Source organism: Streptomyces sp. NBC_01439, assembly GCF_036227605.1.
Lineage (GTDB): Bacteria > Actinomycetota > Actinomycetes > Streptomycetales > Streptomycetaceae > Streptomyces.
In genome coordinates this window covers 8,876,440-8,899,962 of record NZ_CP109487.1, presented here as the reverse complement: position 1 = coordinate 8,899,962, position 23,523 = coordinate 8,876,440, and the positions used below count along the sequence as shown (strand labels likewise).

Genomic DNA, 23,523 nt, shown 5'->3' with positions numbered 1-23,523 from the left:
GACATGCCACAGACACACGCGCCACGGGCGGACGGGGCGCGCAGCCTCGGACAGGCCTCCCGGGACACGGCGGCCGAACTCAGGGCCGCCACCGCGGCCCGGCTGCGCGGTGCCCACCGGGCGGGCATCCGCCGGGCCCGCCTCGTCGCCTGCGTACTCGTCCTGATGCTGCTCGCGCTGCTCGTCGCCTCGATCCTGCTCGGCGGGGTCAAGAAGATCCCGGCGGGCGACGTCCTGCCCGCCGCCTTCGGGCTGCGCACCGGACTGGCCGACTACGTGATCTTCCGCATCCGGCTGCCGCGCGCCTTGGCGGCGCTGCTCGCCGGAGCCCTCTTCGGCCTCTCCGGCGCCCTGTACCAGCGGCTCATCCGCAACCCGCTGGCCACCCCGGACATGGTCGGCATCTCGGCGGGCGCCGGAGCCGGCGCCACCACGGTGCTGCTGTTCGCCCCGGCCGTTCCCTTCGGGACTTCCCTGGCCGGTATCGCTGGGGCATTCGCCCTCGTGGCGACGGTGCTCGCGCTGAGCAGGCACGGCGGGAGCGTGGACACCTACCGCCTGGTCCTCGTGGGCATCGGCCTCAGCGCCGTGTGCACCGCGTACGTGAACTACCTGTTCACGGTGGCCGGTCAGCACGGGATCGCGCAGGTGATGCGCTGGTTGGTCGGCAGCGTCAACGACGCCACCTGGGAGGGGGTGTCCACGCTGGCGGGTGCGCTCGCCGTGTGCGGGCTCTGCACCGCGCTGCTGGGCCGGTCCCTGGGCAGCATGTCCCTCGGCGACCAACTCGCCCTCGGGCTCGGGACCCGGGTGGGCGCCGTCCGGATCGCGACCCTGCTGGTCGGGGCAGCGGCCGCCGCGCTCGCCACCAGCGTCACGGGCCCGATCGGATTCGTCTCGCTGATCAGCGGGCCCATCGCGGTCCGGCTGGTCGGCGCCGACCGGTCCGTCGCCCTGGCCGTTCCGATCGGCGCCGTCATCGTCCTCGGCGCCGATGTCCTCGCCCAGCACGGCCCCGTGATCAGCCCGGTTCCGACGGGCGTCCTCACGGCACTGCTCGGCGCCCCCTACTTCGTCTGGCTGATCCTCCGGCGCAGGCAAGGAGCCACCACATGAGCGCACGACCCGTACCCTCCTCCCCCGACGCCGGCTTCCGGATCGAAGCCCGCGGCATCAGCGCCGGGTACGAGCGCAAGCCGATCATCGAGGAACTCACCCTCGGGATCGAGCCGGGCAAGATCACCGCGCTGGTCGGCCCGAACGCCTGCGGCAAGTCAACCCTGTTGAAGTCCGTCGCCCGGCTGCTGCCCGTCGCGGCCGGCTCGGTCCTCCTCGAAGGCCAGGACATCCACGCCCTGTCCACCCGCGAGGTGGCCCGCCGCCTGGGCATCCTGCCGCAGTCGCCGATCGCCCCCGAGTCCATCACCGTCGGCGACCTCGTCTGGCGCGGCCGCCATCCGCACCGCCGGTTCGGACAGCGGCGCACCGCCGCCGATGACGAGGTCATCGCGGACGCCCTGCTGGCAACCGGTACCGCCGAGCTGATCGATCGCCCGGTGGACCAGCTCTCCGGCGGCCAGCGCCAACGCGTGTGGATCGCCCTCGCGCTCGCCCAGGACACGCCGACGCTGCTCCTGGACGAGCCCACCACCTACTTGGACATCGCCCACCAGATCGAGGTCATGGACCTCCTCGCCGACCTCAACGAGCAGGCCGGAAAGACGATCGTGCTGGTGTCCCACGACCTCAACCAGGCAGCCCTGTACGCCTCGACGATCGTCGCCATGCGCGACGGCCGGATCGTGCGCCGGGGCACTCCGGAAGAGGTGCTCACCGAGGAGACCGTGGCCGAAGTGTTCGGCCTGGACTGTCTCGTCGTCCCCCATCCCCGCTCAGAGCGGCCCCAGATCTTCCCCCTGGGCCGTCGAATCCCCGCATAGGAGACACCATCATCATGTCCGTCCTGCACAGAACGCACCGTCGCCCGGCCCGAGCCCTCGCCGCCCTCACCGCGGCCGCCGCCTGTCTCGGCCTGCTCACCGCGTGCGGCGGCGAGGACTCGACCGCCGCCAAGGACAAGCCGGCCGCTGCCGGAGCCGACGCGTCCGCCGCCTTCCCCGTCTCCCTCACCAACGCGTGGGGCAAGACCGAGGTCAAGAAGAAGCCGGTGAAGGTCGCGACGGTCTCCGACGGAGACACCGCCATCGCGCTGGCCCTCGGCATCGTCCCGGTGATCACCCCGGACGTCGAGGACGGCGCCAAGGTTCCCGAGTACAAACAGCGCGCCATCGACAAGCTCGGCGCCGGCAAGCTGAAGACGTACGACGACGCCGACGGCACCGCCTACGAGGCCATCGCGGCCGAGGCCCCCGACATCATCCTCGGCATGAACACCTGGGAGATGGACGCGGACTACGCCAAGCTGCAGCCGATCGCCCCGGTGGTCACCTTCACCGACAAGGCACAGGCCGACACCATGACCTGGCAGGACCGGCTGAAGACGGCCGCGAAGGCCCTCGGCATGAGTGCCAAGGCCGACGAGGTCATCGCGGCGAACGAGAAGGCCACGTCGGAAGCCGCGGCCGCGCACCCCGAGTTCAAGGGCAAGACGTACACCTACACGGTCGTCCACCCCGAGCAGGTCAGCTTCATGTCCTACGCCGACCAGGACCCGGGCGTCTTCGAGAAGCTCGGCTTCACCAAGACCGACAAGGCGAAAAACTACGCGCCGGACAAGAACGCCGTGAGCATGGAGAACCTGGACCAGCTCGACGCCGACGTCCTCCTCGTGACCTACCCCTTCGGTGACCGCGGTGTGATCAGCGCGACCGAGCTGGAGTCCAACAAGCTGTTCCAGTCGCTGAACGCGGTGAAGACCAAGCACTTCACGGTCATCCCGTCGGACAACTCGCTGTCCTCGGCCATCGCCTACCCGGACGCGCTGAGCGCCCCGTGGGTCGTCGAGCAGCTCACCCCGCTCCTCGCGAAGGCCGCCGCCGGCCAGTGACGCCCGCGCCCGCGCGGCCCGAGGGCGGGCCCGGTTCCTCCGGGAGCCGGGCCCGCCCGGGCGGTTCCGGCTGAGCACGGCATCGTGCGCACGGGGGTGGACGACGCGCTGACACCGCCGATGGGAGACACGAACGCGGCCCTCATCGCTCCGTCCCCAGAGCCTCGCGCGCGGCCTGCTGAAAGGCGGCAAGGGGGGCCTGCTTGGCGTCGGCGGCGGACGCGAACCGCGCCCGATGGTCGTCCGCGGGGGACACGCCGTCCCTGATCGCCGCACGCGCCCAGTCCACGACGATCATTTCGCACCTCCGCATCGCCCGGTGCAGGTCCGCTGCCCTGTCCGCCGCGGCCCGCGGTCCGGCGACAGCCACTGCCGACGAACCCGTACTGAACCTGGCCCAGGCATCGTGCGTTTCGGCGAGTGCAGCCTTCCAGTCGGCCGACGTGGCCTCCTGCGCAGCCAGTTGGTCGGCAACCTTCCAGCACGCCGCGTTCAACTCGCGTGTGGCGGCCAGGTACGAGGCATAGGCGTCGCGTCTCATCTCGGCACGCCATTGCTGGTGATCGGCACTCTGCTGCTCGCGGCGCTGCCTCGACTGCCCGACCACGGACAGCCAACCACCAGTTAGCCCTCCGACCGCCCCTATGGCCGCACCGACGATGGCTGCCAGGCTCCCGTCCACAGTCGTCGATTACACAGCACGGTCGCCGCGGGCGCCAGATCGCTCCACCGGTCCGCCCGGCTTCAGTGGTGCCAGGCGTCGCCTCCGGTGTTGCGGATGAACCGCTGGAGGACCTTGAGCGTGATCACGTACTCCTCGTCCGGGATCCCCCGGTGCCGTTCCTGCCACAGCTCCGCCTGCGTCGCGGCCACCCGGGCGTAGAAGTCCGCTCCTGCGGCCGTGAGTTCGAGGCGTCCGCCCGTGTCCTGCGTGACCCATCCGCGGCCGATGGTGGCGTCGATCTCCTCGTCGAGGTCATCGATGCCCTCGGCCGCGTAGCCGCTCAGCACGCCGGTCACGCCGTCCCGGGTCGGCGGCACCTCGGCCTTCGCGATCTGCGCCAGGATCCACGCCTGCGGCTGGGTGGTGCCGATTCCGGCGAGGACGGCCCTGATACGGGTGACCACCGCATCTGAGGCGGCCCAGCTCCAGTAACCGATGGGCTGCCGCACCAACTCGGCGTCGTCGTGCGAGTACTCCATGGCGCATCCGCTCCGTTCGCTCTCTTCGAGATCGTCTGCGCACCACCGTAGGAACTCAAGCACGGTTGAGGTCCAGCCCTCGAGGCCCGCTCGGATCGGTCAACGGCGCACCCGATAACTCAGGTGAAGCACCCGGTTGCCCTGGATCACCACGTCAGGATCCTCCAACAGGTGCTGCGCGTGGACCGACCCGAAATAGCGCTTGCCCGACCCGAACACGACGGGCACGACGTCCATGCGCACCTCGTCGATCAGACCCTCGGCAAGCAGCTGGCCACCGACGTCGCCGGCGGCGACCTCGACGATGCGGTCACCCGCGAGCTCCTGCGCCTTGGCCACGGCTGCCTCGACGCCGTCGACGAAGTGAAACGGCGCCTCGGGGTCCCAGCCCTCGGGCTCCGGCCGGTGCGTCACGACGACCACGTGGTCGATACCGCCCGGAGGCATCCCGTCCCAGCCGTCCGTCATGTCGAAGACGTGGCGGCCGACGATCGTCGCCCCGATCTGGTCCCAGTACGGCCGGGTGTGGTCGTAGGACGTCTGCGAAACCTTCAGCTCGCCGCTCCCGTCCAACGGGACGTCACCGCTGGACAACCAGTCGAACAGCGGCCCGGGCTGGTCACTCTCGTCCGCGATGAAGCCGTCCACCGACACCGAGCCGTACATGACCACCTTGCCCACGGGGCCCTCCTCTGCTCTGGGGGTGCCCCAAATTAGCGTGCCGTGAGCTGTCGCTCTCGTCACCAGGCCGGCCGCTGTGGACGGTCGCCGAGGACGCTGGCCGTAGGTGGGCCTCGAGGCCCGCGAGGCGTGCCGGGAACGCGGCCGTCCGGATTGCGCGCGGGGTGCCAGTGTCGTGGCCCGCGGGTTGGATGCGGGGCGCCCGGGGCGCCGTAGCGTGGCCGCATGCCGGATCTGCCGGACGGATGTGAAGGAGCAAGTCGGATGTCCACCCGTAGTCCCCGCCCGGTCGTCACCTTCCCCATCGTGCTCAGGGAGCTGACGGTGTTGCGCGTCTCGGACGTCACGCCCGGGATGCGGCGGGTGACCCTGGGCGGACCTCAGCTGCACGCCTTCGAGCACGCGGGCCTGTCCCTACCGCCGCTGCGCACGGAGGGCTTCGACGACCACGTGAAGTTCTTCTTCGCGGAGGAAGGCCGGGATCCGGTGCTGCCCCGGCAGAACGTCAGCAGCCTGGACTGGCCCTCGGACGGACGGCCGATCTCCAAGGACTACACGCCGGTGCGGTTCGACCCGGCGGCCGGGGAGATCGACTTCGACTTCGTCCGGCACGACGGCGGGATCGCCTCGTCGTGGGCGCAGCAGGCCGCTCCGGGCCAGGTGACCTGGATCGCCGGGCCGAAGATGTCGCACGGCCACCCCGAGGGCGCCGACTGGCTGCTGGTGATCGGCGACGAGACGGCGCTGCCCGCGATCGGCCGCTGGCTCGACGAAATGCCCGACGGGACCCGGGCCCGGGTGTTCATCGAGGTCGGCGAGGAGAGCCACCGTCAGGAACTGCCGACGCGCGCGGAGGCCGAAGTCACCTGGCTGGTGCGCGCGGGCACGCCGGCCGGGCGCAGCGATCTGCTGGAGCGCGCGGTGCGCGACATGGAGTGGCTGCCGGGCACGGTGTTCGTCTGGGCGGCCGGGGAGGCCGTCACCCTCAAGGGCATCCGGCGGCACCTGTCGGTGGAGCGGGGCGTTCCGCGCGAGCAGACGCACATCACCGGCTACTGGCGGCGGGCCGAGGTCGCGCCCGGCCACACCGAGCCCGCCGACCCCGATGTCCTGGAGGGCGAGGACGCGCACGGCCGGCTCCACGAACTGACCGACCTGGCACCGGGGCTGGCGATCCGCGTGGCCGTCACCCTGGGCCTGGTCGACCTGGTCTACCAAGGCGTACGGGAGCCCGCGGAGCTGGCGCGGCGCAGCGGGACCGAGCCGCGCTCGCTCGGTGCGCTGCTGAAGTACCTCGTGGAGATCGAGGTGCTCGAGCAGGCCGAGGACGGCTACCGGCTGACGCCGGTGGGTGAGGAACTGGTCGAGGACGACCACTCGTTGGAGGAGTACGACCTGCGCGGTGCCCAGGCCGCCTTCGACCTGTCGTTGGCGGGGCTCGCCGAGCGGCTGCGCTCGGGCGCGAACGGCTGCCGGACCGCTTCCGGTGAGTCCCTGGCGGAGGCGCTGCGCACCGATGTGCGCCTCGGCGGTTCGGCCCGCACCGCGATCGAGGACGAGGCGCGCTGGGTCTCGACCGGGGTGGCCGGTGCCTTCGACTGGTCGGCGGTGAACGTCCTCGGTGCCACGGGCAACGGCGCCGGCACGGTCGTGAACGCGCTGGTCAAGGAGTTTCCCGGGCTGCGGGTTCGGCTCGCCGCCCTGCCGTCGGTGCTGGGGGTCCTGGGCGGGGAGATCCTCGATCCGGAGGTGCTGCCCCGGGTGGAACTCGTAGCGCAGACCCACCCGGTGCCGTCGGGTGCGGGGACGCTCCTGCTGTGCCGGCTGCTGGAGTGGCTGCCTGACGAGGACGCGGTACTGACCCTGACCGAGGCCGCGGCCGCGCTGGAGGCCGACGGCGTTCTGGTGCTGGTCGAGCAGGTCGAGGCGGCCGACCCGGAGGACATCGACGCGGCCTTGCACCACCTGCGGCTCACGGCGGCGTTCGGCTCCGGGCTGCGTTCGGTGGAGGACGTGACCGCGCTGGCGGAGCGGGCCGGGCTCGCGGTGCGCGACTGCCGTGACGTCGGCTGGGACCACCGGCTGTGGGTGCTCGCGCCGAGCGCCTGACCCGGACGCGGACGCGGAGTGCCGCCCGGCCGGGCACCGTAGCGCTCCATCCGGTTTGTGCCACTCTGTGCTCATGATGTCTGAGGTCACGGCCGCAGCCTGGGCCGGGCAGCAGGTCGCCGCGGTCCGCGATGACCCCGCCGGGCGGATGGCCCTGATGGAGCGTTGCTACTCCGGCCCGTTCGGCAAGGCGCCCCGGCACCTGCCGTTCCGCCGGGCGGCGATGTCGTTCATGCGCTGGCAGGTGCGGCGGGGCGTGCTGCAGCCGGCGTTCGCCGACCGGCCCGGCAGTCCGTGGTGGCGGGCGGTGAACGAACGGATCCTGCGTGACGGCTGCGAGGCGGTGGGCCTGAGCGGCGGGCTCGGCGGGCCCGCCTCCGCGCGCACCGTCGACCACTGGCTGTCCTTCGCCGACCACCCCACGGCCCGGGCCTGGTACCGGGCGCACAACGGGAGCGTGGTCGCCGCCTACCTCGAGCACCGCGACCTCGCGGAGGCGGAGAACGAGACCGAGCGGTTCTTCATGAACGTCGTCCTCTGCCGCGTCCTGTACGCCCACGCCCTCGTCGCGGCGCCCCGTATCGCCCTCGGCCGGCTGCATCCGCTCGCCCCGTTCCTCGGCGATCCGAGGGTGGAGATGACCGGGATCTTCTTGCAGCTGTCCCGCGTGCTCCCCGCCGAGTACCCGCTCCACGATTCGGTGCGGGCCCATCTCGACCGGGAGATCGGCTTCGGCCGCCTCCTCGACTTCGGTGTGATCGCGCCGAGACTGCAGCAGCTGTACGAGTGGTCGGCCCACGAACTCGCGGCGCCCGGACTGCTCGACTGCGTCCGCGACGGATCCCCGGTCTACGCCTGGGCGTTCGCCGACCGGAACGTGTGGCAGCCCCCGGATTCCTTCGTCCTGCGCGTGATCCACCGGGCGCTCCCGCCTTCCCCGCGCGCCCCGTACCGATGACGGACGACTGGGCTCCGGTTCAGCTCCGTCCGGTGGCCGGGTCCGGTGCGCCCGCCCTACGGGCGTGCAGCACGTGCGCGTCCAGGGGCAGCGGCCGGTGGCCGACGAGCTGGAGGCCCGCGTCGGCGAACAGGCGCGCGTAGTGGTCGGCCCGGCGTTCGCGGCCACCGACGTTGCACAGCATGTGCAGGTCCCAGGCGGTGGCCAGCGAGGGGGAACCGTCGACGGGCAGGAGGCGTTCCACGACGAGCAGGTCCGCGTGGGCGGGCATCGCGCGGACGCAGTGGCGCAGGATCTCGCGGCAGCGGTCGTCGTCCCAGTCGTGCAGGACGCGGGACAGTACGTAGACGTCGGCGTCGGGCGGTACGTCGGCGAAGTCGCCCGTGCGGTAGTCGCAGCGCACCCCGCAGCCCGCGGCATCGAGCAGCCGGCGGGCGGCCTCGACGACGTGCGGCCGTTCGAGGAGGACGCCGCGCAGCCGCGGGTGCGCGGTGAGGATGCGGCGGAGGAGCTCTCCATTGCCTCCGGCCACGTCCACGACGGTCGCGTCCGCGGGCGCCTGGGCCGCGGCGGTGATGACCGGGTGATCGGGGAGCGGAAGGAACATCCGTGAGCTCGCCGCCATGGACTGGTCGAAGAGGGCGGCGAGTTCGGGATCGCCGGCGAAGTGGTCGAAGTGGTTCTCGCCGAAGAGGTGGTCGAAGGCCGGCCGGCCGGTCCGTACCGCGTGGTCGAGGCCGTCGAAGGAACGGTAGAACGGGCCTCCGTACATCAGGGCCAGCGGTCGCATCGACCCGGGCGCGTCCGCGCGCAGCAGGGCGCCGAGTTCGGTCAGGCGGAACCCGGCGGGCTCCGGGGCCGGTGCCGGATCCGAGGCCGGGGACAGGGCCGGGGCCGGAACGGAACCCGGTGTGACGACGCCGAGCATGACGAGATAGCGCAGGAGCGTGGCGAGACCGCGGGGGTGGGTGCCGGTGAGCCGGGCGAGGTCCTCGGTGCGGTGTGCAGTACGGGTGTCCATGGCGTCGGGCAGGCCGAGCCGGGCGAAGGCGGCGAGCGCCTGTGTCGTCCATGCACCGGTGAGGAGGTGGAGGAGCGTTTCGGCGCACTGCCGCGCGTCGTGGCCGGGTCGGTGGTGCAGTTCGGCGTGGTCCAGGTGGGCGGCGAGGGTGTCCCGGTGGTCGCCCCGCGCGTAGAGCTCCAGCCGCTGGTAGTCGCAGGCCGCGTCGGCGGGCAGGGTGAAGTAGAGGACCGTGCCGTCCTCGTGCGGGTTGTACCCGCCGCCGTCGGGCCGTGCGCCGTGGCGGCTGAGGATCGCGCACAGGCCGCGCAGGACCAGTGGTTCGGGGCGCTCGATCTCGAAGGCGAGGTGCGCCTCGTGCCGGCGGGTGCGTTCGTGGGCGGCGATCGGTTCCAGGTCGGAGTACGGGGGCACGATCAGGGCGAACACTTCGACCGCACGCCGTTCGCCGATGGAGCCGTGCACGTGCGGGCGCAAGATCTGGACGTCGAGCTCGGCCGGGTCGCGCCGGTGGCGCCGGGCGAGGCGTTCCCGGACCACCACGCTGGGGTGGGAGGGGGTGTCCACGGCCAGTCCGCAGTCGGCGAGTTGGGACCGCAGGCCGTCCGCGTCCGGCGGGAAGAGCAGCAACCCCGCGTGGGCGAACCGGCAGTGCGCGGCCAACGCCCGCAGGTCCGGACCGTCGAGGCCGGGCAGGAGGAGGGGGAGCAGGGCGGCGCTGTCGTGCTCGCGGACGAACCGGGCTGCCGCGCGCAGGCGGGCGGTGTCGTCGACGTCGTCCAGGAGCAACGTTTCATCGGGGAGGGTCGTCATCATCGCGGAAGTGTCCTCGGGCCGGTGCGGGGCGGAGCAGGGCGGGCAGGGCGAAGCGGTGGGCGGGCGGGCCGGGTGGTGCGGGGTGGAGCGAGCGGTGCGGGAGCGGTGCGGGAGCGGTGCGGGAGCGGGGTGCCGCGCCGGTCACACGCCGACGTAGTTCTCGGCGAACCAGTCCTGGTGGATGCGCGAGGTGCGCAGCGAAGCGAGCCGGGAACGCCGCAGGGCGGCCTGGAACAGCGCTCCGGAACCCTGGTCCCGGTCGGGAACCGCGTGCAGGAGCCGGGTCATCCACCCGGTGAACTCCTGCGCCCGCCAGATGTGCGCCAGGCACCGGTCCGAGTACCCGTCGAGTCCTGCGGTGTCGCCCCGGGCGAGGGCGTCGACGAGGGCTTCGGCCAGGATCTCGGCCTCCAGGACCGCGAGGTTGGCGCCCTTCGCGGCGGCCGGGGCGAGCAGGCTCGCCGCGTCGCCCGCCAAGAAGAGCGAGCCGTGGCGCAGTGGTTCGACGACGTCGCACGCGAGGTCGAAGACCCCGCGTTCCAGGAGTCTGCCCCGTCGGAGGGGGCCGTGGTCCACGGCGCGCATCCGGACGTCGAGCTCGTCCCAGATCCGCTGCTCGGGCCAGGCATCGGCGGGTGTGCCGCGCTGCCACTGGAGGTAGTAGCGGGTGACGTGCGACGTGCGGGCCATGTGTCCGGCGAAGCCGCGGTCGTGGACGGCGTAGCCGACGGCATCCAAGCTCGCAGGGGTCTCGGCGAGCAGGCCGAGCCAGGTCACTCCGTGGTCGTACCGGTGGTGACGGACGGCGCCCGGCGGCAGTGAGCCGCGGGCCGCCCCGTACCGACCGTCGCAGCCGGCGACGTACCGGGCAGTCCACCGGGTGGGACGGCCTTCGGGCGTGCTCGTCGTGACGGACGGCCGGGTGCCGTCGGTGTCCTGCACGACGAGCGCCTCGGTACGGAAGCAGATGCGTCCGCCGAGGTCGAGGTAGTGGCTGAGGAGGTCCTTGACCAGGTCCTGCTGCGGGTAGACGTGATGCTGCCCGCCCTGGCCGAGGGCCCCGTAGTCGAGGCGGAACCGGCCGTCCTCCGTGCGGAACTCGCACGTGCCGTGGCGTCGGCCGTATCGGTGCAGGCCGTCGGCGAGGCCGTGGCGGTCCAGGATCCGCACGGTGTTCGGGGCGAGGAAACCCGCGCGGGCCCGCGTCTGGACCTGAGTGCGGGAGGCGCGTTCCAAGATGACGCAGTCGATCCCGGCGGCGTGCAGCAGGATTCCGAGGACGAGCCCGGCAGGGCCGGCGCCGAGAACGACCACGTCGGTCGATTCACGTAACGTGCATGGAGCGTTACTTTCCGTCATAGCTGGTGAAGCATAAGCATGCGAAGATCCACACACCTACCTGAACCATCCCTAGGCGGGAATAGAGTGACAATCGCCATGGACGTTTCGGCCCCGGAGGTACGGGGCCGGGACCGGTTCCCGCAGCCGGCCGGTGGTGCGCTCCGGGCGTACGAAGGCGGCCGCACTCTCCCCCACGCTCCGGCGCGCACGAGACCGTCGGGCCGTCGACGGTGCGCCGTCGGCACATCGCGGAAGGGGTAGCGCTCCGGACGTCCGGGAAGGCACCTCCGGCCGACTCGGCGCCATCCGCCGGGGCGCGGTCCGGAGCGCTATTCGCTGAGGGGGGAACGCCCGCGCGCGCCCGCGCTCCACACCGGCACCGGAGCCGGATCCGGCCCCCGCTCCGGCTCCGGAAGCCCGTCCAGTGCCAACCGCGCGGCGACCTCCCCCTCCTCGTAGGCGTTGGCCCGGGCCTCCCGGATGGCCTCGTGGAGCTGTCGTGCGGCCTCGCCGGTCCGACCGACGGCGGCCAGCGCCTCACCGTGAAGGGTGCGCAGGACCACCCGCCGCGGCGCCGCCAGCAGGGGCTCGGCGAGAGCCAGCCCCCGGGCCGCGTGTTCGGCGGCTTCGGCCGCAGCGCCGACCGAGATCAGGTGCTGGGCGAGGTGTTGGTGTGCCAGCGTGACGGTCTCGGTGAGCCCCTCCCGCTCGGCCAGGGCGAGCGCGTCGGCCAACAGGCCGCCGGGCCGCTGGCGGTCCCCGTGCCGCATCAGCGCGACGGCCAGGTTGATCCGCGCGACCGCCTCGCCCTCGAAGTCCCCCGCCCGGACGGCCAGATCAGGGGCCCGCTCCAATCGCGCCAGGGCTTCCTCCGGCCGGCCCTCCTCGGACAGCACCCAGCCGAGCAGCGCCGACGCACGGGACTGGGCCGCCGGATCACCGTCGAGTTCCGCGGATGCCAGGCCCTGTTCGAGCAGCGGCACCCAGCCGTCGCGGACCTGCCACACGATGAGCGGCCACTGGAGCAGGACGAGCCGCCAGGCCCGGTCGTGAAGGCCCGCCGCGATCGCGGCGTCGACCGTTGCCCGCAGAGTGCCGCGTTCGGCGGAGTACCAGGCGAGGGCTGCCGTTCGGTCGGCGAACCGGCGGATCTCGGCCGAGCGCCGGGCGCCGGGCGGGAGGGCGCAGCACGGCTCGCCACCGGGTTCCGCGGCCGCGCACGCCGCGAGCAGGGTCTGCACCCAGTGGTCGAGCAATCGGAGCAGCCCGGCGGGTTCGTCATCGGGTGCCAGGCTGCGGGCGAAGAGGCGCACCAGATCGTGCAGCACGTAGGACTGCGGGCCCGTCTCCACGACCAACTGGGCCGCGGCCAACTGGTCCAGCGCCCGGGCGGCCCGGGGCGGCGGACAGTCGGCGAGGGCGGCCGCGGTGCCGGTGTCGAGCGTGGCACCGATGTGCGGGCCCAGGTGGTGGAACAACCACCGCGCCGGTTCGGGTAGATGCCGAAGGCTGAGGCCGAGCGCCGCGGCGACGCCGGCGTCTTCCGCCCGGAGCAGGTCCAGCCGGTGCTGCTCGTCGGCAAGTTCACCGACGAAGGAGGCCAGTCCCCGGTGCGGACGGGTGGCGAGCCGGGCCGCGGCGACGCGCAGCGCGAGCGGCAGTCCGTCGCACAGGCCGGCCAATCGCGCGGCCGCTTCCGGTTCGGCGGCCACCGGTTCCGGGCCCAGCACGGCGGCCAACAGCGCCGTCGAGTCGGCGGCGGGCAACGCGCCGACCGTCACCGGGCGGGCGGCGTCGGTGGCCACCAGCCCGTCGAGCCGGTCGCGACTGGTGACGAGGGTGACGCACTCGTCCCCGCCGGGCAGCAACGGGCGGATCTGCTCGGAGTCGACGGCATTGTCCAGGACGACCAGCAGTCGCCGCCCGGCGGTCAGTTCGCGGTAGCGGGCTCCGAGGGCGGCGGGCGACCCGGGCATCCGCTCGACCGGGACGCCGAGTGCGAGCAGGAACTCGCGCAGCACGGCGGGGGTTTCACGGCCCGGGGTGGGACTGAAGCCGCACAGGTCGACGAAGAGCGTGCCGTCGGGGAAGTCGGCGCGACGTCGGTGCGACCAGTGGACGGCGAGCGCGGTCTTGCCGACGCCGGCACTGCCCGTGAGGGTGATGAGGGAGCCGGGCACCGCGGTCGTGATGCGGTCGAGGGCGGCGAGTTCGTCCCGCCGTGCGATGAAGCCCCGTGGTCGGCGGGGCAGCAGCTGGGGCGTGACGGCGGGCTCGGCGGGGGCCGCGTGCGCCGCGTGCGCCGCGTGCGCCAGGGCGGCGGGCGGGCGGGCGGTCCCGTTGTCGGCGTCCGCGTACGCGTGGGCGTGGGCACGTGCGCGGTCGCCGGCGTCCGCACACGCGTCGGCGTCCGGGTGGGCCCGGGCGGGTGCGTCCGTGCGCAGGAGGGTGTGGTAAGCGTCGATGAGCACCGGTGCGGGGTCGACACCGATCTCATCGGCGAGCAGTTTCCGCGTGTGGTGGAACCGGTCCAGCGCGTCCGCCTGCCGGCCCGCCCGGGCCAGGGCCAGCATGAGTTGCGCCACGAGCGGCTCGCGCAGGGGGTGCGCAGCGGCCTCGGCGCGCAGCACGGACGCAGCCGTTCCGTGGTCACCCAACTGCCCGTACGCGCGCGCCAACGCTTCCACCGCCGTCAGCCGCAGCTCCTCCAGCGCCTGCGCCGGGGCCTCCAGCGGAGCGCGGTGCACGGTCCCGGCGAACGCCGGCCCCTGCCACAGCCCCAGCGCTTCGCGGAGGACCGCCACGACCTCCCCCGGGTCCACGCTCCGCCGGACGAACCGGAGGGACTCCTCGAAGCGGTGGGCGTCCACGAGCGCCTCGGGCAGGCGCAGCCGGTACGCCGGCCCCTGGGTGAGGAGCTCCACACCGTGCGCGGCCGCGTCGTACTGTACGAAAACCGCACGGAGTCGGGAGACGTGTCCCTGCAGCACGGTGCGCGCGTGCCGCGGCGGCTCCTCGTCCCACAGCGCCTCGGTGAGCCGCTCGACACCGACGGGCGTGTTCGGGTGGGCCAGCAACATGGCCAGCAGGCTCCGTCGTTTGGCAGGGCCGAGCGGGAGCGGACCTCCGTTCGCCGTCGTTACGGAGACCGGCCCCAACACACGGAACTGCACAGACCCCACCCTTGTCGATCCGTACTGCTTCGTGCCGTTCTGTTCATGTAGTGACGGCCCCTGCCCGAGGATAAGTCGGATTGTTCCGGCGGCATGAGTACACCCTCGGCCAAACACGGAACGCACGTTCCGCTCTCGAACACAGGGGGGCGATGCGGCATCGGCGGAGCGTTAGCGGGCCGTTAGAGCATCGTTTGCGGCGGGTGGAAGTGTTCGGAGCGTCAAGTCGTTCCGTCATCCCGATTGGGGAGTACCCACATGACCTTGGCCATCCTCCGCCGCTCCGCCCTCGCGGTCACCACGCTCGCGCTCTCCGGGGCCGCCCTCGCCGGTGTCACCGCCGCCCCGGCGCAGGCTGCGGCGCCCGCCGCCGCTGCCGGTTTCTGTCACGTGTCCGGGCTCGGCGGTGACTACATCTGCGAGTACGGCGAGGCCTGGATGACGTACCCGGCCGGAAACCGTCAGGTCTTCATCGTCGGCACCGACTTCGCGGTGTGGACCCGCTGGCAGTACGCCGGGGGCTCGTGGAGCGACTGGACGTCCATGGGCGGGACCGTGCGCAGTGGTGTCCGCATCGAAGGCAACAACACCTGGAACCCGACCATCTCGATCGTCGGCATGGACGGTGAGCGCTGGTCCCGGCACCGCCTGAACAGCGGCAGCTGGACCCCCTGGCAGAACTGACCCGCACGCCGCCCGGCGGGCCGCCACCCGCCGCGCCCAGGGAGAGAGCGGTACGCCCGTGACGGGGGTGTCCCTGGCGCGGCGGCCCCACCCCGACCTCCCGTGCCCGACCGCCGCCCCCCTGCCCGACCTCCGGCCCGCCGGGGCCGGCCGCCACCCGAGGTGGCCGCCGGTCCCGTGCCGCGCCCGCCGGTTCCGATCGGCGCCGCCCGCATCCGGATGCCGCACGCGGGCGGAAGAGGGGGCGTGGCGAGCAGCCGGTCGATCCCGAGCACCGGGGCCTCCCCGTGCCGGGTGACGTCAAGACCACGGGGAGGCCGAACGTGACATCTTCCGCAACACCTGCACCACCGCCGCACGGGGCCGGAAGCCGACGGGCTCTCGCCGCGTTCCTCGTGGCGACGTACGGCGTCGCGTTCGCCGGCGCCCTCGCCTCGGCCGACGCGGGCGAGGTCTACCGCTCGCTGGAGCGGCCGCCGTGGGCACCACCCGCCTGGGTCTTCGGCCCGGTCTGGACCGTGCTGTACGCCACGATCGCGATCGCCGGCTGGCTGGTCTGGCGCTGTCCGGACCGCCCGGGCGTACGGCGGGCGCTCACCTGGTGGTCCGCCCAGCTCCTCCTGAACCTCCTGTGGACACCGCTGTTCTTCGGTGCCCGCCGGTACGGATTCGCCCTGGCCGACATCGTCCTGCTCCTGGCCGCCATCGGCGTCACGGCGGCCCTCTTCCGGCCCCTGCACCGCACCGCCGCCGCACTGCTCCTGCCGTACCTGCTGTGGGTGGCCTACGCGACGGCGCTCAGCGCCGCCATCTGGCACCTCAACCCGTAGACCGGGGGCGGGAATCGGGAGGCGGGGAGGGGAGGGGAGGGGAGGCGGGGTCAGGGGCGTCAGAACGCGTAGAGGGCGTTGCCGTTCAGGGTCGCGGACATCACGCACGCGTTGCGGAAGGTGTGTTTCCACTCGATGCGACCCCCGCCCCATACGCCGTCCGCGGTGACGGTGACGGGGGCGTAGCGCCTCGGGCACGCCCGGCCGGCATCCTGAGCGGCCAGCAGGCGGTCGAACTCGCCCTCGGTGGCATTGAGGGCGTCGCACGCGGCCCGGGGGTCGGGGTGCGTGCCCTCGGCGGCGTAACCGCAGCTGAGGACGACCGCCCGCAGGACCGCGCCCGTGGCGGCGTCGTCCCCCTGGGCGACGGCGAGGACCATGGCGGAGGGTGTGCTCGAGCTCGCGGGGCTCGCCTCCGCCAGGCCCGCGGTGCCGGCGAGGCACAGGAGAGTGGCGGCGGAAACGGCGGCTAAGCGATGGCGCATGACAAGGCCCACTTTCGGATCGAAGGCTGATTAGCGCGCTAGAACTTCCATGTAGCGCTCAAGCGAGCCAGAGCCTGCCAGGTGTGAAGGCCCGTCGCACACGGGCGGTCGAATTACGGACAGTCCGTTCGCATGTCGGAGACCCGAGGGGCGTTCGCGCAGCTCCCGCCGGGTGTCCGCAAGGCCCGCACCGCGCTGAAGCGCGGCGCGTCGACCGGTGTGACGCGACCTCCCGCACCTGCGGCCCAGGTCGCGGGCCCGCACGGTGCGCCGAACAACCGACCAGGGTGACCGGATCGATGCGGTGACGAGCCCGCACGCCGGCCCGGACGGCGCGGCGGCTTCCGCGCGCCCGGTCCGGCCACCCGGCCACCGGGGCCACCGGGGCCACCGGGGCCACCGCGGCCACCGCGGCCACCGGGTCATCCGGCCTTCAGACGGCGGCCGATCTCCTCGGTCATGCGGCGCTGGAGTTCGGCCAACTGCTCGTTCGTGTAACCCGTCAGGTCGCCGGGGTCCCCAGGGTGCTTCGCACCCTCCTGCTGCTGTTTCTGCTGCTCCCGGCGTTTGAGCTCCTGCTCCTCGGGCGATCCGGGCACCGCGTACGCGCACCGGATGAGCCCGCCGTCGGCGGCCTTCAGACAGGTCGCCTCACGACCGCCCACCTGGCCCTTCCCCTCCACCCGGTAGCGGACGTTCTGCTCACTACCGACGGTGGCCGTCCACGTTCCGCCCCCGGTGGGCACGACCTCGAACACCTGGTCGTCGTTGTAGCAGCAGACGTCCCGGTACTCCGCCTTGATCAGGGCGACGAGCGCTTTCGGGGACGACCACGCCGGATCGAGGCGGTGGACGGTCATCGGCGCGAGCCCGCCGCCCTGGTGTCGGGTGGGCACCGTCGACACGGCCACGACCGAACTGGCCTCCCCCTGCGGGGTCAGCGGGGTGACGTACGCACTGCGCCCGGCCTCCGCGGCGTACCGCATGGTGAACTCGGACTCGTTGCCCTCGTTGGCGCCGTCCTCGGAGGCGTCCCACCCGCTGCGCTCGAACCACCAGTCGCTGAAGCCGCCCACCGCGGCCGTCCCTTCCCGCTGGCGGGCCGCCAGGCTGATCGGATAGGACGGACCGGGAACCGCGGAGGTGTCGGTGGTGACGGTGAGCTTCCCGGTCCGCCCGTCGTAGAGCGCGACACCGGCGGGGCGCTCGGTCACCACGAGGAGCCCGGTCTGCCGCTTGAGCGGGACGACCACGACCGGTGTGCCCTGCGAACAGGTCACGTAGGCGTCGTCCGCCTCGAACCGGACCCACCGCTTCGCGGCCGAGATCTTCCTGCCGAGGTTGTGGGTGAACCAGCCGCTGATCCTCGCGTCCGCCTCGGACACGTCGAAGGGGCAGCGCTCCTGGCTGCGGCTCTCGCCGCCGAGGGGGACGTCCTGCACGAGGCCGACCTCGTACCCGGCCAGCCAGCCGCGCCGCTCGACCAGGGTGGCGAACCGGTCCGAGTCCGGCAGGTAGGTGATGTCGGAGATCTCGCCGGTGACATCGCCCAGGTGCGGGGCGGCCTGCGCCTTGCCGGCCACGTACGGCACCCGCGCCGACAGCGCGGGAACGGGCTCGGTCACGACCTGCGCCGTGGCCATGTAGGCACGGTCCTGCAGGTACGAGCCGTACACCAGCCAGCCGACGGTCAGCCCCAGCCCGACCACGGCTCCCAGGCAGCCGAGCGCGACTGCCGCGTTCTCGGCGACCACCGTGCGCCCCGCACGCCGGCGCAGCCCACGGACCACCAGCAGGCCCACCACGACGGCCGTCGCGGCCAGCAGGGGCAGGGCGAACCAGGCGAAGAGCTTGCGCAACTCCCACACCACGATCGTGGTGTAGTACGAGGCGTACCACAGCACGAACCCCACCGGCAGAACCACGATCCCCACGCGCAGTGCCCGACCCATCAGCGCCCCCGCCCCTCGGCCCACCCCAGTGCGTCCGATTCTCCACCCCGGACCGGAGCATGTCACCGGCTTGCAGGGACGCACGGGATTCCGCTGACCGCCCGCCTCCCGGGGGGCTACTGTACGAGCACGAAGAGTTGCACACGGTCACCCGAGGAGGAATCCTGTGCCATCGCCCTGTGACTCCAAGCACGCTGCCGTCGGCGATGTGGGTGCGGCGCTCATGATGATCGACTCACGGCTCAAGTCCATCTACTCCGGCAAGGCCGGGACCGACCCCGAACAGCAGCAGCTGATCGACCAGTTCACCGCGTCACTGGGCCCCGAGGAGGCCGAAGACCTGGTGGACGGCGCGTGCACGCTCATCTACATGTTCGTGCAGTGGCTGCGGATGGCCCACGAGGACCAGGACAGCGACGTCATCGAGTACGTGGTGCCCAGCTTCGTGGCCTCGCTGCGCATGATGCCCAAGAGCGTCCGCCCCGAGGTCATCCCCACCATGGTCGGCCTGGTCGTCGCGGCCGCCACCGGCCTCAGCCCCAACCTGTGGCGCAAGCAGTACGGGGACTGGACCGGCGACGAGATGAACTCCCTGGAAGCCACGGCCCTGTTGCTCGCGGAGCACATCAACCGACTCACCGGAGACCACGACTTCGCCACCCGCATGGTCACCGAAGCCCTGTCCCGCTCGAACCAGGACTGACCGGCGCCGCCTTCGCGCGTGCCCGGCGCCCTTCCGGCCCGTGGGCGGCCCCTCCGCTCCCCTCCCCTCACCGCCGCCCGTCGGTGCGGGAGCGGCGGACGGGGTGGCCGTCGGGAAATCCGGTGAGCCAGGAGCCGTCGCCCAGGGGTACCACGTCGTACGGGTGGGCCGCGCCGAGGTCGATCTCGCCGCCGACCTCGCCCGTGTGCACGTCGACGAGGTGGTGGCGGAACCACTCCTCCTCGTCCGGGCGTTCACCGGCAAGGGTGACGACGGCTGTGTCCGGGGTCAGGTAGCCGCCGCTCCATTCCACGTAGGTGTCCTCCGGGTCGTACCCGAAGGCATCGACGGACAGGGTGAACAACACCTCCCCGCCGGGGTGGTGGTGGAAGGCGACGTCCTCCTGCCCGTGGTCGACGGTCATGAACTGCTGCCCGCCCGGCGCCAGGTCGATGAGGCGGCGGTCCGGCCACGGGTACGTCACGCACTGCGGTGCGCCGTCAGCGCCGATCACGCCCCTGAGGATGACGGACCCGTCCTGACCCTCGCCGATGTCGAGGTACACGCTGCCGTCCACCGGGTGCACGGAGTGGGAACCGCCGTGCCCGACGGTCTGCAGCTCCCAATCGGCGAGGAGCTCCCCGGTGTCGGCGTCGTACACGACCCACCGGTCCGCACGCCCGCGTCCCGCCATCACGTCCGGCCGGTAGACCCACACCGTGCGGCCGTCCAGGGACAGCGAAACGCCCGTACGGTGGCCGCGGCGGACGTCGTCGGAGTGCGGCTCGAAGGCCGACGCCCACACCGGGTCACCGGCGCGCGTGAGGCAGACGACTCCGTTCGGCGTCGCGTACACGACCCGCTCCAGGTCGGCCCGGACCACGGACTCCACGACCTCGTCGCCGGCGCGCGGCCGGAAGACCGCGGTGGGCTCCAGCGCCCCGAAGGCGCCGGGGCCCACCGCGTAGCCGTGGATCTCCCCGTCGCGGTGTCGCGTGATGACCTTCGGAGGCTGCTCAGGAGTCATCCAACGAGGCTAACGCCCCGGCTCTAGACCTTCGTGAGCGGGAGGCTCCGGGGGTCGGCCGGGCGGGGTACGAAGACCGGGGAGTCCGACTGGTAGAAGAGGTCGATGTCGGCCTCCTCCCCGCCGACGATCAGGGTGTCCCAGGCGCCGCTCTCCCGCAGGGTGCGCAGGGTCGCGGGGGCGATCGGGGCGAGGTGGGAGCGGAGTTCCCCGTCCGTGGGCAGCCCGGGCAGCCGGGATCCCAGCCGGTCGCGGATGCCGGCCATCCGGTCCAGCAGCGCGTCCAGGTCGCTTCCGTCCGCGGCGGCGCCCGCGCCGGCCTCCGTGCTGCGCGCGATGACGTCCCTGATGGCGCAGGTGACGCCCTGGTCGTCGGTGGTCACCATGGCGTTCCAGGCCCGGCTCTTGTGCCGGTACTGGAGCATGGACATGGCGGCCTCGTGGCGGATGAAGTCGGCGTCCCGCAGCGGTTTGCCCTGCCAGGCGCGGCTGAGCGAACGGGCCAGCGAAGTGGCCGATGCCAGGCCGCTGTTGAGGCCGCGACCCGGCCAGAAGTGGATGGCGTTGGCCGCGTCGCCCAGCAGGAAGCCGAAGGTGCCGGGGCTGGTCGCGGTCGGTCGGTGCAGCTGCGCCGTGAACCGCGGGCGCTGCACCATGTCCAGCCGGAACGAGGTGATCGCCGACAGGTCGTCCTCGGCCACGCCGAACAGCCGCAGGCCCTGGCGGATCTCCTTCCACAGCGGGGAACTGCGCAGCAGGGCAGGCAGGAAGAGGGTGCCGTGGGTGGGGCAGCGGAACTCGTTGTCCTCCTCCTGTCGGCTCATCAGGCAGGGGCGGGCGGCGATGCACTCCTCGAAGACGTGGCGCACCGGGTCGATGCCGATGACGTTCTTGGCCTCCTCCCGGGTGAGCCGCATGTTCAAGAAGCCTTCGCCGCGCAGCGAGTTGAGCAGGAAGCGGTTCTGCGACACGGTGAGCAGCACGCTCATCGGGTCCGGCAGCTTCGACCTGACCCGCAGCCCGAGCACGACGTCCTGAAGGTGTTCGCCGTCGAGGGAGTAGATGGAGGCGTCGGCCGCGCCGAAGCGGTCGGCGTAGTGCTCGCGGGTGCGGGAGCGGCCGCCTTCGCTGACGACGAGGACGTGTTCCTGGGTGAGCCTGTTCTGCTGTTCCGTCACGTCGAAGCGTCTGGGGACGAGGCGGATCGCGGGCCGCCGGTTCGCCAGGTCCAGCAGTCGGTCCTCGATGTGGGCGATCCGGATGTTGCGGGGCGGGCGGCCGTCGACCGAGTCGGGGCCGACGGGCCACATCTCGGAATAGGAGCCGCCGTCGTCGAACAGCGCGCCGAGGACCTCCTCGGACAGGGCCAGGTACTGCCGGCTCTGGACGGTCACCACCTGCTGGCGGCGGAAGTTGCCCTGGGTCTCGTCCTTCCAGACGACCGCGGAGCCCCTTCTCGTCCAGCGCCCGTCGTAGACGGTGATGGCGGTCCTGCCGGGCAGCATCTCGTCGAGCGCAAGGGCGAAGGCGAGGCCCACCGGGCCGCCGCCGGTGATGGTGACCCGAAGCGTGCCGGGGTCCGCGGCACTGACCCGGGGGACGTCCAGGAGGGAGAGGTCCATGACCGTCTCCATGGCGTCCTGCGCCTCATAGAGGAACGTTTCGTCACCGATCCGGATGCAGTCGTTCGGGCGCAGCACGTGCCGGGTGACCCGCTGATCGTTGACGAACGTACCGTTGCGACTGTCCCGGTCGTAGAGGACGAACCCCGGTTCCTCCGTGAGGATCTCGGCGTGCAGCCGGGAGGCGCTGGGACTCACGATCACGACGCCGTTGTCGCTCTTGCGCCCGAAACTGAGGGGCTCGCTGCCCAGAACCACGCTCTGTCCGGTGAACGGACCCGTGCGCCCGACGATGACCGATGGCACTGCACACCCCTTGTGAACGACACTGCTGACGACTCGTACGACAGGAACACGCCGTCGAGAACGTGTTCGGTTCAACCAATTCTTGGAATCTTTTGAGTCCTGATGAACCGGGGGCCCGGTCCGTACGTGATGCTCGCGTCGGCCGGCGATAAGAGGAGAACCACCCCATGTACAACGAGGAAACCGAGACCGTGACGGAGGCCGCGCTCGCGGCCACCACCCCGGCAGCGGGTCCGGTGGGCGGGGAACCGCTGATCGCGGGCCGCTACCGGCTGTTGTCCAGGCTGGGCGAAGGCGGCATGGGCACCGTGTGGCGGGCCCTGGACGAAACCCTGCACCGGGAGGTCGCCGTCAAGGAGGTGCGGGCCCCGGCGGGCCTGGGGGGCGATGACATCGCCCGCATGTACGGCCGCCTGCAGCGGGAGGCGTGGGCGGCGGCCCGGATACCCGACCGCAACGTGGTCACGGTCCACGACGTGGTCATGGAGGACGGCCGACCGTGGATCGTGATGGAGCTGGTCCGCGGGCAGTCACTGGCCGATCTGCTGCGGGAGGAGGGGGCGCTCTCCCCCCGGTACGCCGCGCACATCGGCGCGGAGGTCTTGGGCGCGCTGCGTGCCGCCCATGCCGTCGGGGTGGAGCACCGGGACGTCAAGCCGGCGAACGTACTGATCGCCGACGACGGACGGGTGGTGCTCAGCGACTTCGGCATCGCGATGGTCGAGGGCAGCACCCATCTCACGATGACCGGCGAGGTGGTCGGCTCCCCCGAGTACCTGCCGCCGGAGCGCGCACTGGGCCGCTCCTCGGGCCCCGAGTCGGACCTGTGGTCCCTCGGTGTGATGCTGTACGCAGCCGTCGAGGGGATCTCCCCGTTCCGGCAGGACAGCGCGCTGAACACCCTGCGGTCCGTCGTGGAGGAAGAACCGCCGGTACCGACGCGCGCCGGCCCGCTCACCCCGGTGATCGCCGGGCTGCTCCGCAAGGAGCCCGCCGAGCGGACCCCTGCCGCCGAAGCCTTCGAAGCCCTACGGGGCATCGCACACGATCCGGACGCCACCCCGGCCGCGTCCCGCGTCCTGCCGACCCTGGCGGAAGCCGCCGCGGCCGGGGCGACCGCCGAGGGCTCGGCGGTCGCCGCCCCGCGCCGCAAGCGACGTACGGCGGCCTTCGTCACGGCCGGCACGGCCGCCTGCGTGCTGATCGGCGGCGGGATCGCCTACGCGCTCACCGTCAACGGCTGGAACACCGCGTCCGGTCCGGGCGTACGCGTGTCGGTGGCGGGCGCGAACACGGCCTACACCGGCAGGTGCCCGATCCCCGATGGCCGGGCCCCGTCGTTCACCGCGACCTTCACCGCGTCCGAGCCGACGCTGATCTCCTACCGCTGGGTGTCCGGCGACGGCTCGGTGGTGGATCCGCACTGGCGCACCCTGTCGATCGGGGACAAGGCCAACCCGACGGGACGCGACACCGTGAGCCTGACGACCTACGCGAGGACCGGCACCCTCACGACCGGCATGGCCGTGGAACTCCAGAGCCCCGCCCCCTTCACCTCCGACCCGGTCCCCTTCTCGATCACCTGCACCAGCTGAACCCCGCACG

General features: G+C 72.3%; 20 protein-coding genes. 10 read left to right on the top strand and 10 right to left on the bottom strand.

From position 1 onward, the window contains the following. Positions 1–3: 3 nt before the first annotated feature. Genes OG207_RS40605 through OG207_RS40595 form a run of 3 tightly spaced genes read left to right on the top strand, consistent with a single transcriptional unit; the run spans position 4 to position 3,007 of the window. A complete protein-coding gene (locus tag OG207_RS40605) occupies positions 4–1,116 on the top strand; it encodes a FecCD family ABC transporter permease (protein ID WP_329106243.1) in 1,113 nt (370 codons plus the stop codon). After that, positions 1,113–1,940: an ABC transporter ATP-binding protein gene (locus OG207_RS40600; RefSeq protein ID WP_329106241.1), complete on the top strand. Its 828-nt coding sequence runs from the start codon at positions 1,113–1,115 to the stop codon at positions 1,938–1,940. The genes OG207_RS40605 and OG207_RS40600 overlap by 4 nt, the downstream gene beginning before the upstream one ends. A gap of 14 nt (positions 1,941–1,954) precedes the next feature. Next, a complete protein-coding gene (locus OG207_RS40595) occupies positions 1,955–3,007 on the top strand; it encodes an ABC transporter substrate-binding protein (RefSeq protein WP_329106239.1) in 1,053 nt (350 codons plus the stop codon). Between the two features lie 142 nt (positions 3,008–3,149). On the opposite strand, the gene OG207_RS40590 is transcribed toward OG207_RS40595, so the two are convergent. The 3 genes from OG207_RS40590 to OG207_RS40580 all read right to left on the bottom strand — a co-directional run bounded on the left by OG207_RS40590 (position 3,150) and on the right by OG207_RS40580 (position 4,891). Continuing rightward, entirely contained in the window at positions 3,150–3,614 is a 465-nt protein-coding gene (locus OG207_RS40590) for a hypothetical protein (RefSeq protein WP_329106238.1), read from the bottom strand. A gap of 137 nt (positions 3,615–3,751) precedes the next feature. Next, a complete protein-coding gene (locus OG207_RS40585) occupies positions 3,752–4,210 on the bottom strand; it encodes a MarR family transcriptional regulator (RefSeq protein ID WP_329106237.1) in 459 nt (152 codons plus the stop codon). Between the two features lie 99 nt (positions 4,211–4,309). Continuing rightward, positions 4,310–4,891: a dihydrofolate reductase family protein gene (locus OG207_RS40580; RefSeq protein WP_329106236.1), complete on the bottom strand. Its 582-nt coding sequence runs from the start codon at positions 4,889–4,891 to the stop codon at positions 4,310–4,312. Between the two features lie 264 nt (positions 4,892–5,155). Here OG207_RS40580 and OG207_RS40575 point away from each other — a divergent pair, with 264 nt between their 5' ends. Then, positions 5,156–7,000 carry a siderophore-interacting protein gene (locus tag OG207_RS40575; protein ID WP_329106235.1) on the top strand — a complete coding sequence of 615 codons (1,845 nt, stop codon included), beginning with the start codon at positions 5,156–5,158 and terminating at the stop codon, positions 6,998–7,000. Positions 7,001–7,073: 73 nt separating this feature from the next. Beyond that, positions 7,074–7,958 (top strand): hypothetical protein, encoded by an 885-nt coding sequence (locus OG207_RS40570; RefSeq protein WP_329106232.1) that lies wholly within the window; start codon positions 7,074–7,076, stop codon positions 7,956–7,958. Between the two features lie 19 nt (positions 7,959–7,977). Here OG207_RS40570 and OG207_RS40565 read toward each other — a convergent pair whose 3' ends face one another. From OG207_RS40565 to OG207_RS40555, 3 genes are all read right to left on the bottom strand, one after another. Then, on the bottom strand, positions 7,978–9,795 hold the full coding sequence (locus tag OG207_RS40565; protein WP_329106230.1) for a methyltransferase: 1,818 nt from the start codon (positions 9,793–9,795) through the stop codon (positions 7,978–7,980). Positions 9,796–9,936: 141 nt separating this feature from the next. Beyond that, positions 9,937–11,109, bottom strand: coding sequence for a 4-hydroxybenzoate 3-monooxygenase (locus OG207_RS40560; RefSeq protein ID WP_329106227.1), 1,173 nt, complete (start codon positions 11,107–11,109; stop codon positions 9,937–9,939). 356 nt (positions 11,110–11,465) lie between these two features. Next, positions 11,466–14,216 carry a BTAD domain-containing putative transcriptional regulator gene (locus tag OG207_RS40555; protein WP_443072844.1) on the bottom strand — a complete coding sequence of 917 codons (2,751 nt, stop codon included), beginning with the start codon at positions 14,214–14,216 and terminating at the stop codon, positions 11,466–11,468. Between the two features lie 351 nt (positions 14,217–14,567). On the opposite strand from OG207_RS40555, the gene OG207_RS40550 reads away from it, so the two are divergent. Together OG207_RS40550 and OG207_RS40545 are read left to right on the top strand one after the other, a co-directional pair. Continuing rightward, positions 14,568–14,993 (top strand): hypothetical protein, encoded by a 426-nt coding sequence (locus OG207_RS40550; RefSeq protein WP_266601036.1) that lies wholly within the window; start codon positions 14,568–14,570, stop codon positions 14,991–14,993. Positions 14,994–15,316: 323 nt separating this feature from the next. Next, complete coding sequence (locus tag OG207_RS40545; protein WP_329106224.1) at positions 15,317–15,823, top strand: TspO/MBR family protein; 507 nt, start codon at positions 15,317–15,319, stop codon at positions 15,821–15,823. 59 nt (positions 15,824–15,882) lie between these two features. Here the strand turns inward: OG207_RS40545 and OG207_RS40540 are convergent, their stop codons facing one another. After that, positions 15,883–16,308 (bottom strand): SSI family serine proteinase inhibitor, encoded by a 426-nt coding sequence (locus OG207_RS40540; RefSeq protein ID WP_329106222.1) that lies wholly within the window; start codon positions 16,306–16,308, stop codon positions 15,883–15,885. Between the two features lie 132 nt (positions 16,309–16,440). Here OG207_RS40540 and OG207_RS40535 point away from each other — a divergent pair, with 132 nt between their 5' ends. Continuing rightward, entirely contained in the window at positions 16,441–16,599 is a 159-nt protein-coding gene (locus OG207_RS40535) for a hypothetical protein (protein WP_329106221.1), read from the top strand. 131 nt (positions 16,600–16,730) lie between these two features. On the opposite strand, the gene OG207_RS40530 is transcribed toward OG207_RS40535, so the two are convergent. Then, positions 16,731–18,260: a hypothetical protein gene (locus OG207_RS40530; RefSeq protein WP_329106218.1), complete on the bottom strand. Its 1,530-nt coding sequence runs from the start codon at positions 18,258–18,260 to the stop codon at positions 16,731–16,733. 166 nt (positions 18,261–18,426) lie between these two features. Here OG207_RS40530 and OG207_RS40525 point away from each other — a divergent pair, with 166 nt between their 5' ends. Then, a complete protein-coding gene (locus tag OG207_RS40525) occupies positions 18,427–18,963 on the top strand; it encodes a hypothetical protein (RefSeq protein WP_329106216.1) in 537 nt (178 codons plus the stop codon). A gap of 67 nt (positions 18,964–19,030) precedes the next feature. Here OG207_RS40525 and OG207_RS40520 read toward each other — a convergent pair whose 3' ends face one another. Next, positions 19,031–19,990 carry a hypothetical protein gene (locus OG207_RS40520; protein WP_329106214.1) on the bottom strand — a complete coding sequence of 320 codons (960 nt, stop codon included), beginning with the start codon at positions 19,988–19,990 and terminating at the stop codon, positions 19,031–19,033. A gap of 23 nt (positions 19,991–20,013) precedes the next feature. Then, on the bottom strand, positions 20,014–21,918 hold the full coding sequence (locus OG207_RS40515; protein ID WP_329106212.1) for an FHA domain-containing protein: 1,905 nt from the start codon (positions 21,916–21,918) through the stop codon (positions 20,014–20,016). A 167-nt stretch (positions 21,919–22,085) separates the two neighbouring features. Between OG207_RS40515 and OG207_RS40510 the strand changes: the two genes are divergently transcribed. After that, positions 22,086–23,513 carry a serine/threonine-protein kinase gene (locus OG207_RS40510; RefSeq protein WP_443072843.1) on the top strand — a complete coding sequence of 476 codons (1,428 nt, stop codon included), beginning with the start codon at positions 22,086–22,088 and terminating at the stop codon, positions 23,511–23,513. The last annotated feature ends 10 nt before the right edge of the window (positions 23,514–23,523 follow it).

What these genes read in the sequence shown, in the direction of transcription:
- OG207_RS40530 (WP_329106218.1), bottom strand. Translation starts at nt 18,260, where the DNA reads ATGGGTCGGGCACTGCGCGTGGGGATCGTGGTTCTGCCGGTGGGGTTC.
- OG207_RS40600 (WP_329106241.1), top strand. Translation starts at nt 1,113, where the DNA reads ATGAGCGCACGACCCGTACCCTCCTCCCCCGACGCCGGCTTCCGGATC.
- OG207_RS40605 (WP_329106243.1), top strand. Translation starts at nt 4, where the DNA reads ATGCCACAGACACACGCGCCACGGGCGGACGGGGCGCGCAGCCTCGGA.
- OG207_RS40565 (WP_329106230.1), bottom strand. Translation starts at nt 9,795, where the DNA reads ATGATGACGACCCTCCCCGATGAAACGTTGCTCCTGGACGACGTCGAC.
- OG207_RS40510 (WP_443072843.1), top strand. Translation starts at nt 22,086, where the DNA reads ATGTACAACGAGGAAACCGAGACCGTGACGGAGGCCGCGCTCGCGGCC.
- OG207_RS40555 (WP_443072844.1), bottom strand. Translation starts at nt 14,216, where the DNA reads ATGTTGCTGGCCCACCCGAACACGCCCGTCGGTGTCGAGCGGCTCACC.
- OG207_RS40570 (WP_329106232.1), top strand. Translation starts at nt 7,074, where the DNA reads ATGATGTCTGAGGTCACGGCCGCAGCCTGGGCCGGGCAGCAGGTCGCC.
- OG207_RS40585 (WP_329106237.1), bottom strand. Translation starts at nt 4,210, where the DNA reads ATGGAGTACTCGCACGACGACGCCGAGTTGGTGCGGCAGCCCATCGGT.
- OG207_RS40550 (WP_266601036.1), top strand. Translation starts at nt 14,568, where the DNA reads ATGACCTTGGCCATCCTCCGCCGCTCCGCCCTCGCGGTCACCACGCTC.
- OG207_RS40575 (WP_329106235.1), top strand. Translation starts at nt 5,156, where the DNA reads ATGTCCACCCGTAGTCCCCGCCCGGTCGTCACCTTCCCCATCGTGCTC.
- OG207_RS40595 (WP_329106239.1), top strand. Translation starts at nt 1,955, where the DNA reads ATGTCCGTCCTGCACAGAACGCACCGTCGCCCGGCCCGAGCCCTCGCC.
- OG207_RS40535 (WP_329106221.1), top strand. Translation starts at nt 16,441, where the DNA reads ATGTCGGAGACCCGAGGGGCGTTCGCGCAGCTCCCGCCGGGTGTCCGC.
- OG207_RS40520 (WP_329106214.1), bottom strand. Translation starts at nt 19,990, where the DNA reads ATGACTCCTGAGCAGCCTCCGAAGGTCATCACGCGACACCGCGACGGG.
- OG207_RS40540 (WP_329106222.1), bottom strand. Translation starts at nt 16,308, where the DNA reads ATGCGCCATCGCTTAGCCGCCGTTTCCGCCGCCACTCTCCTGTGCCTC.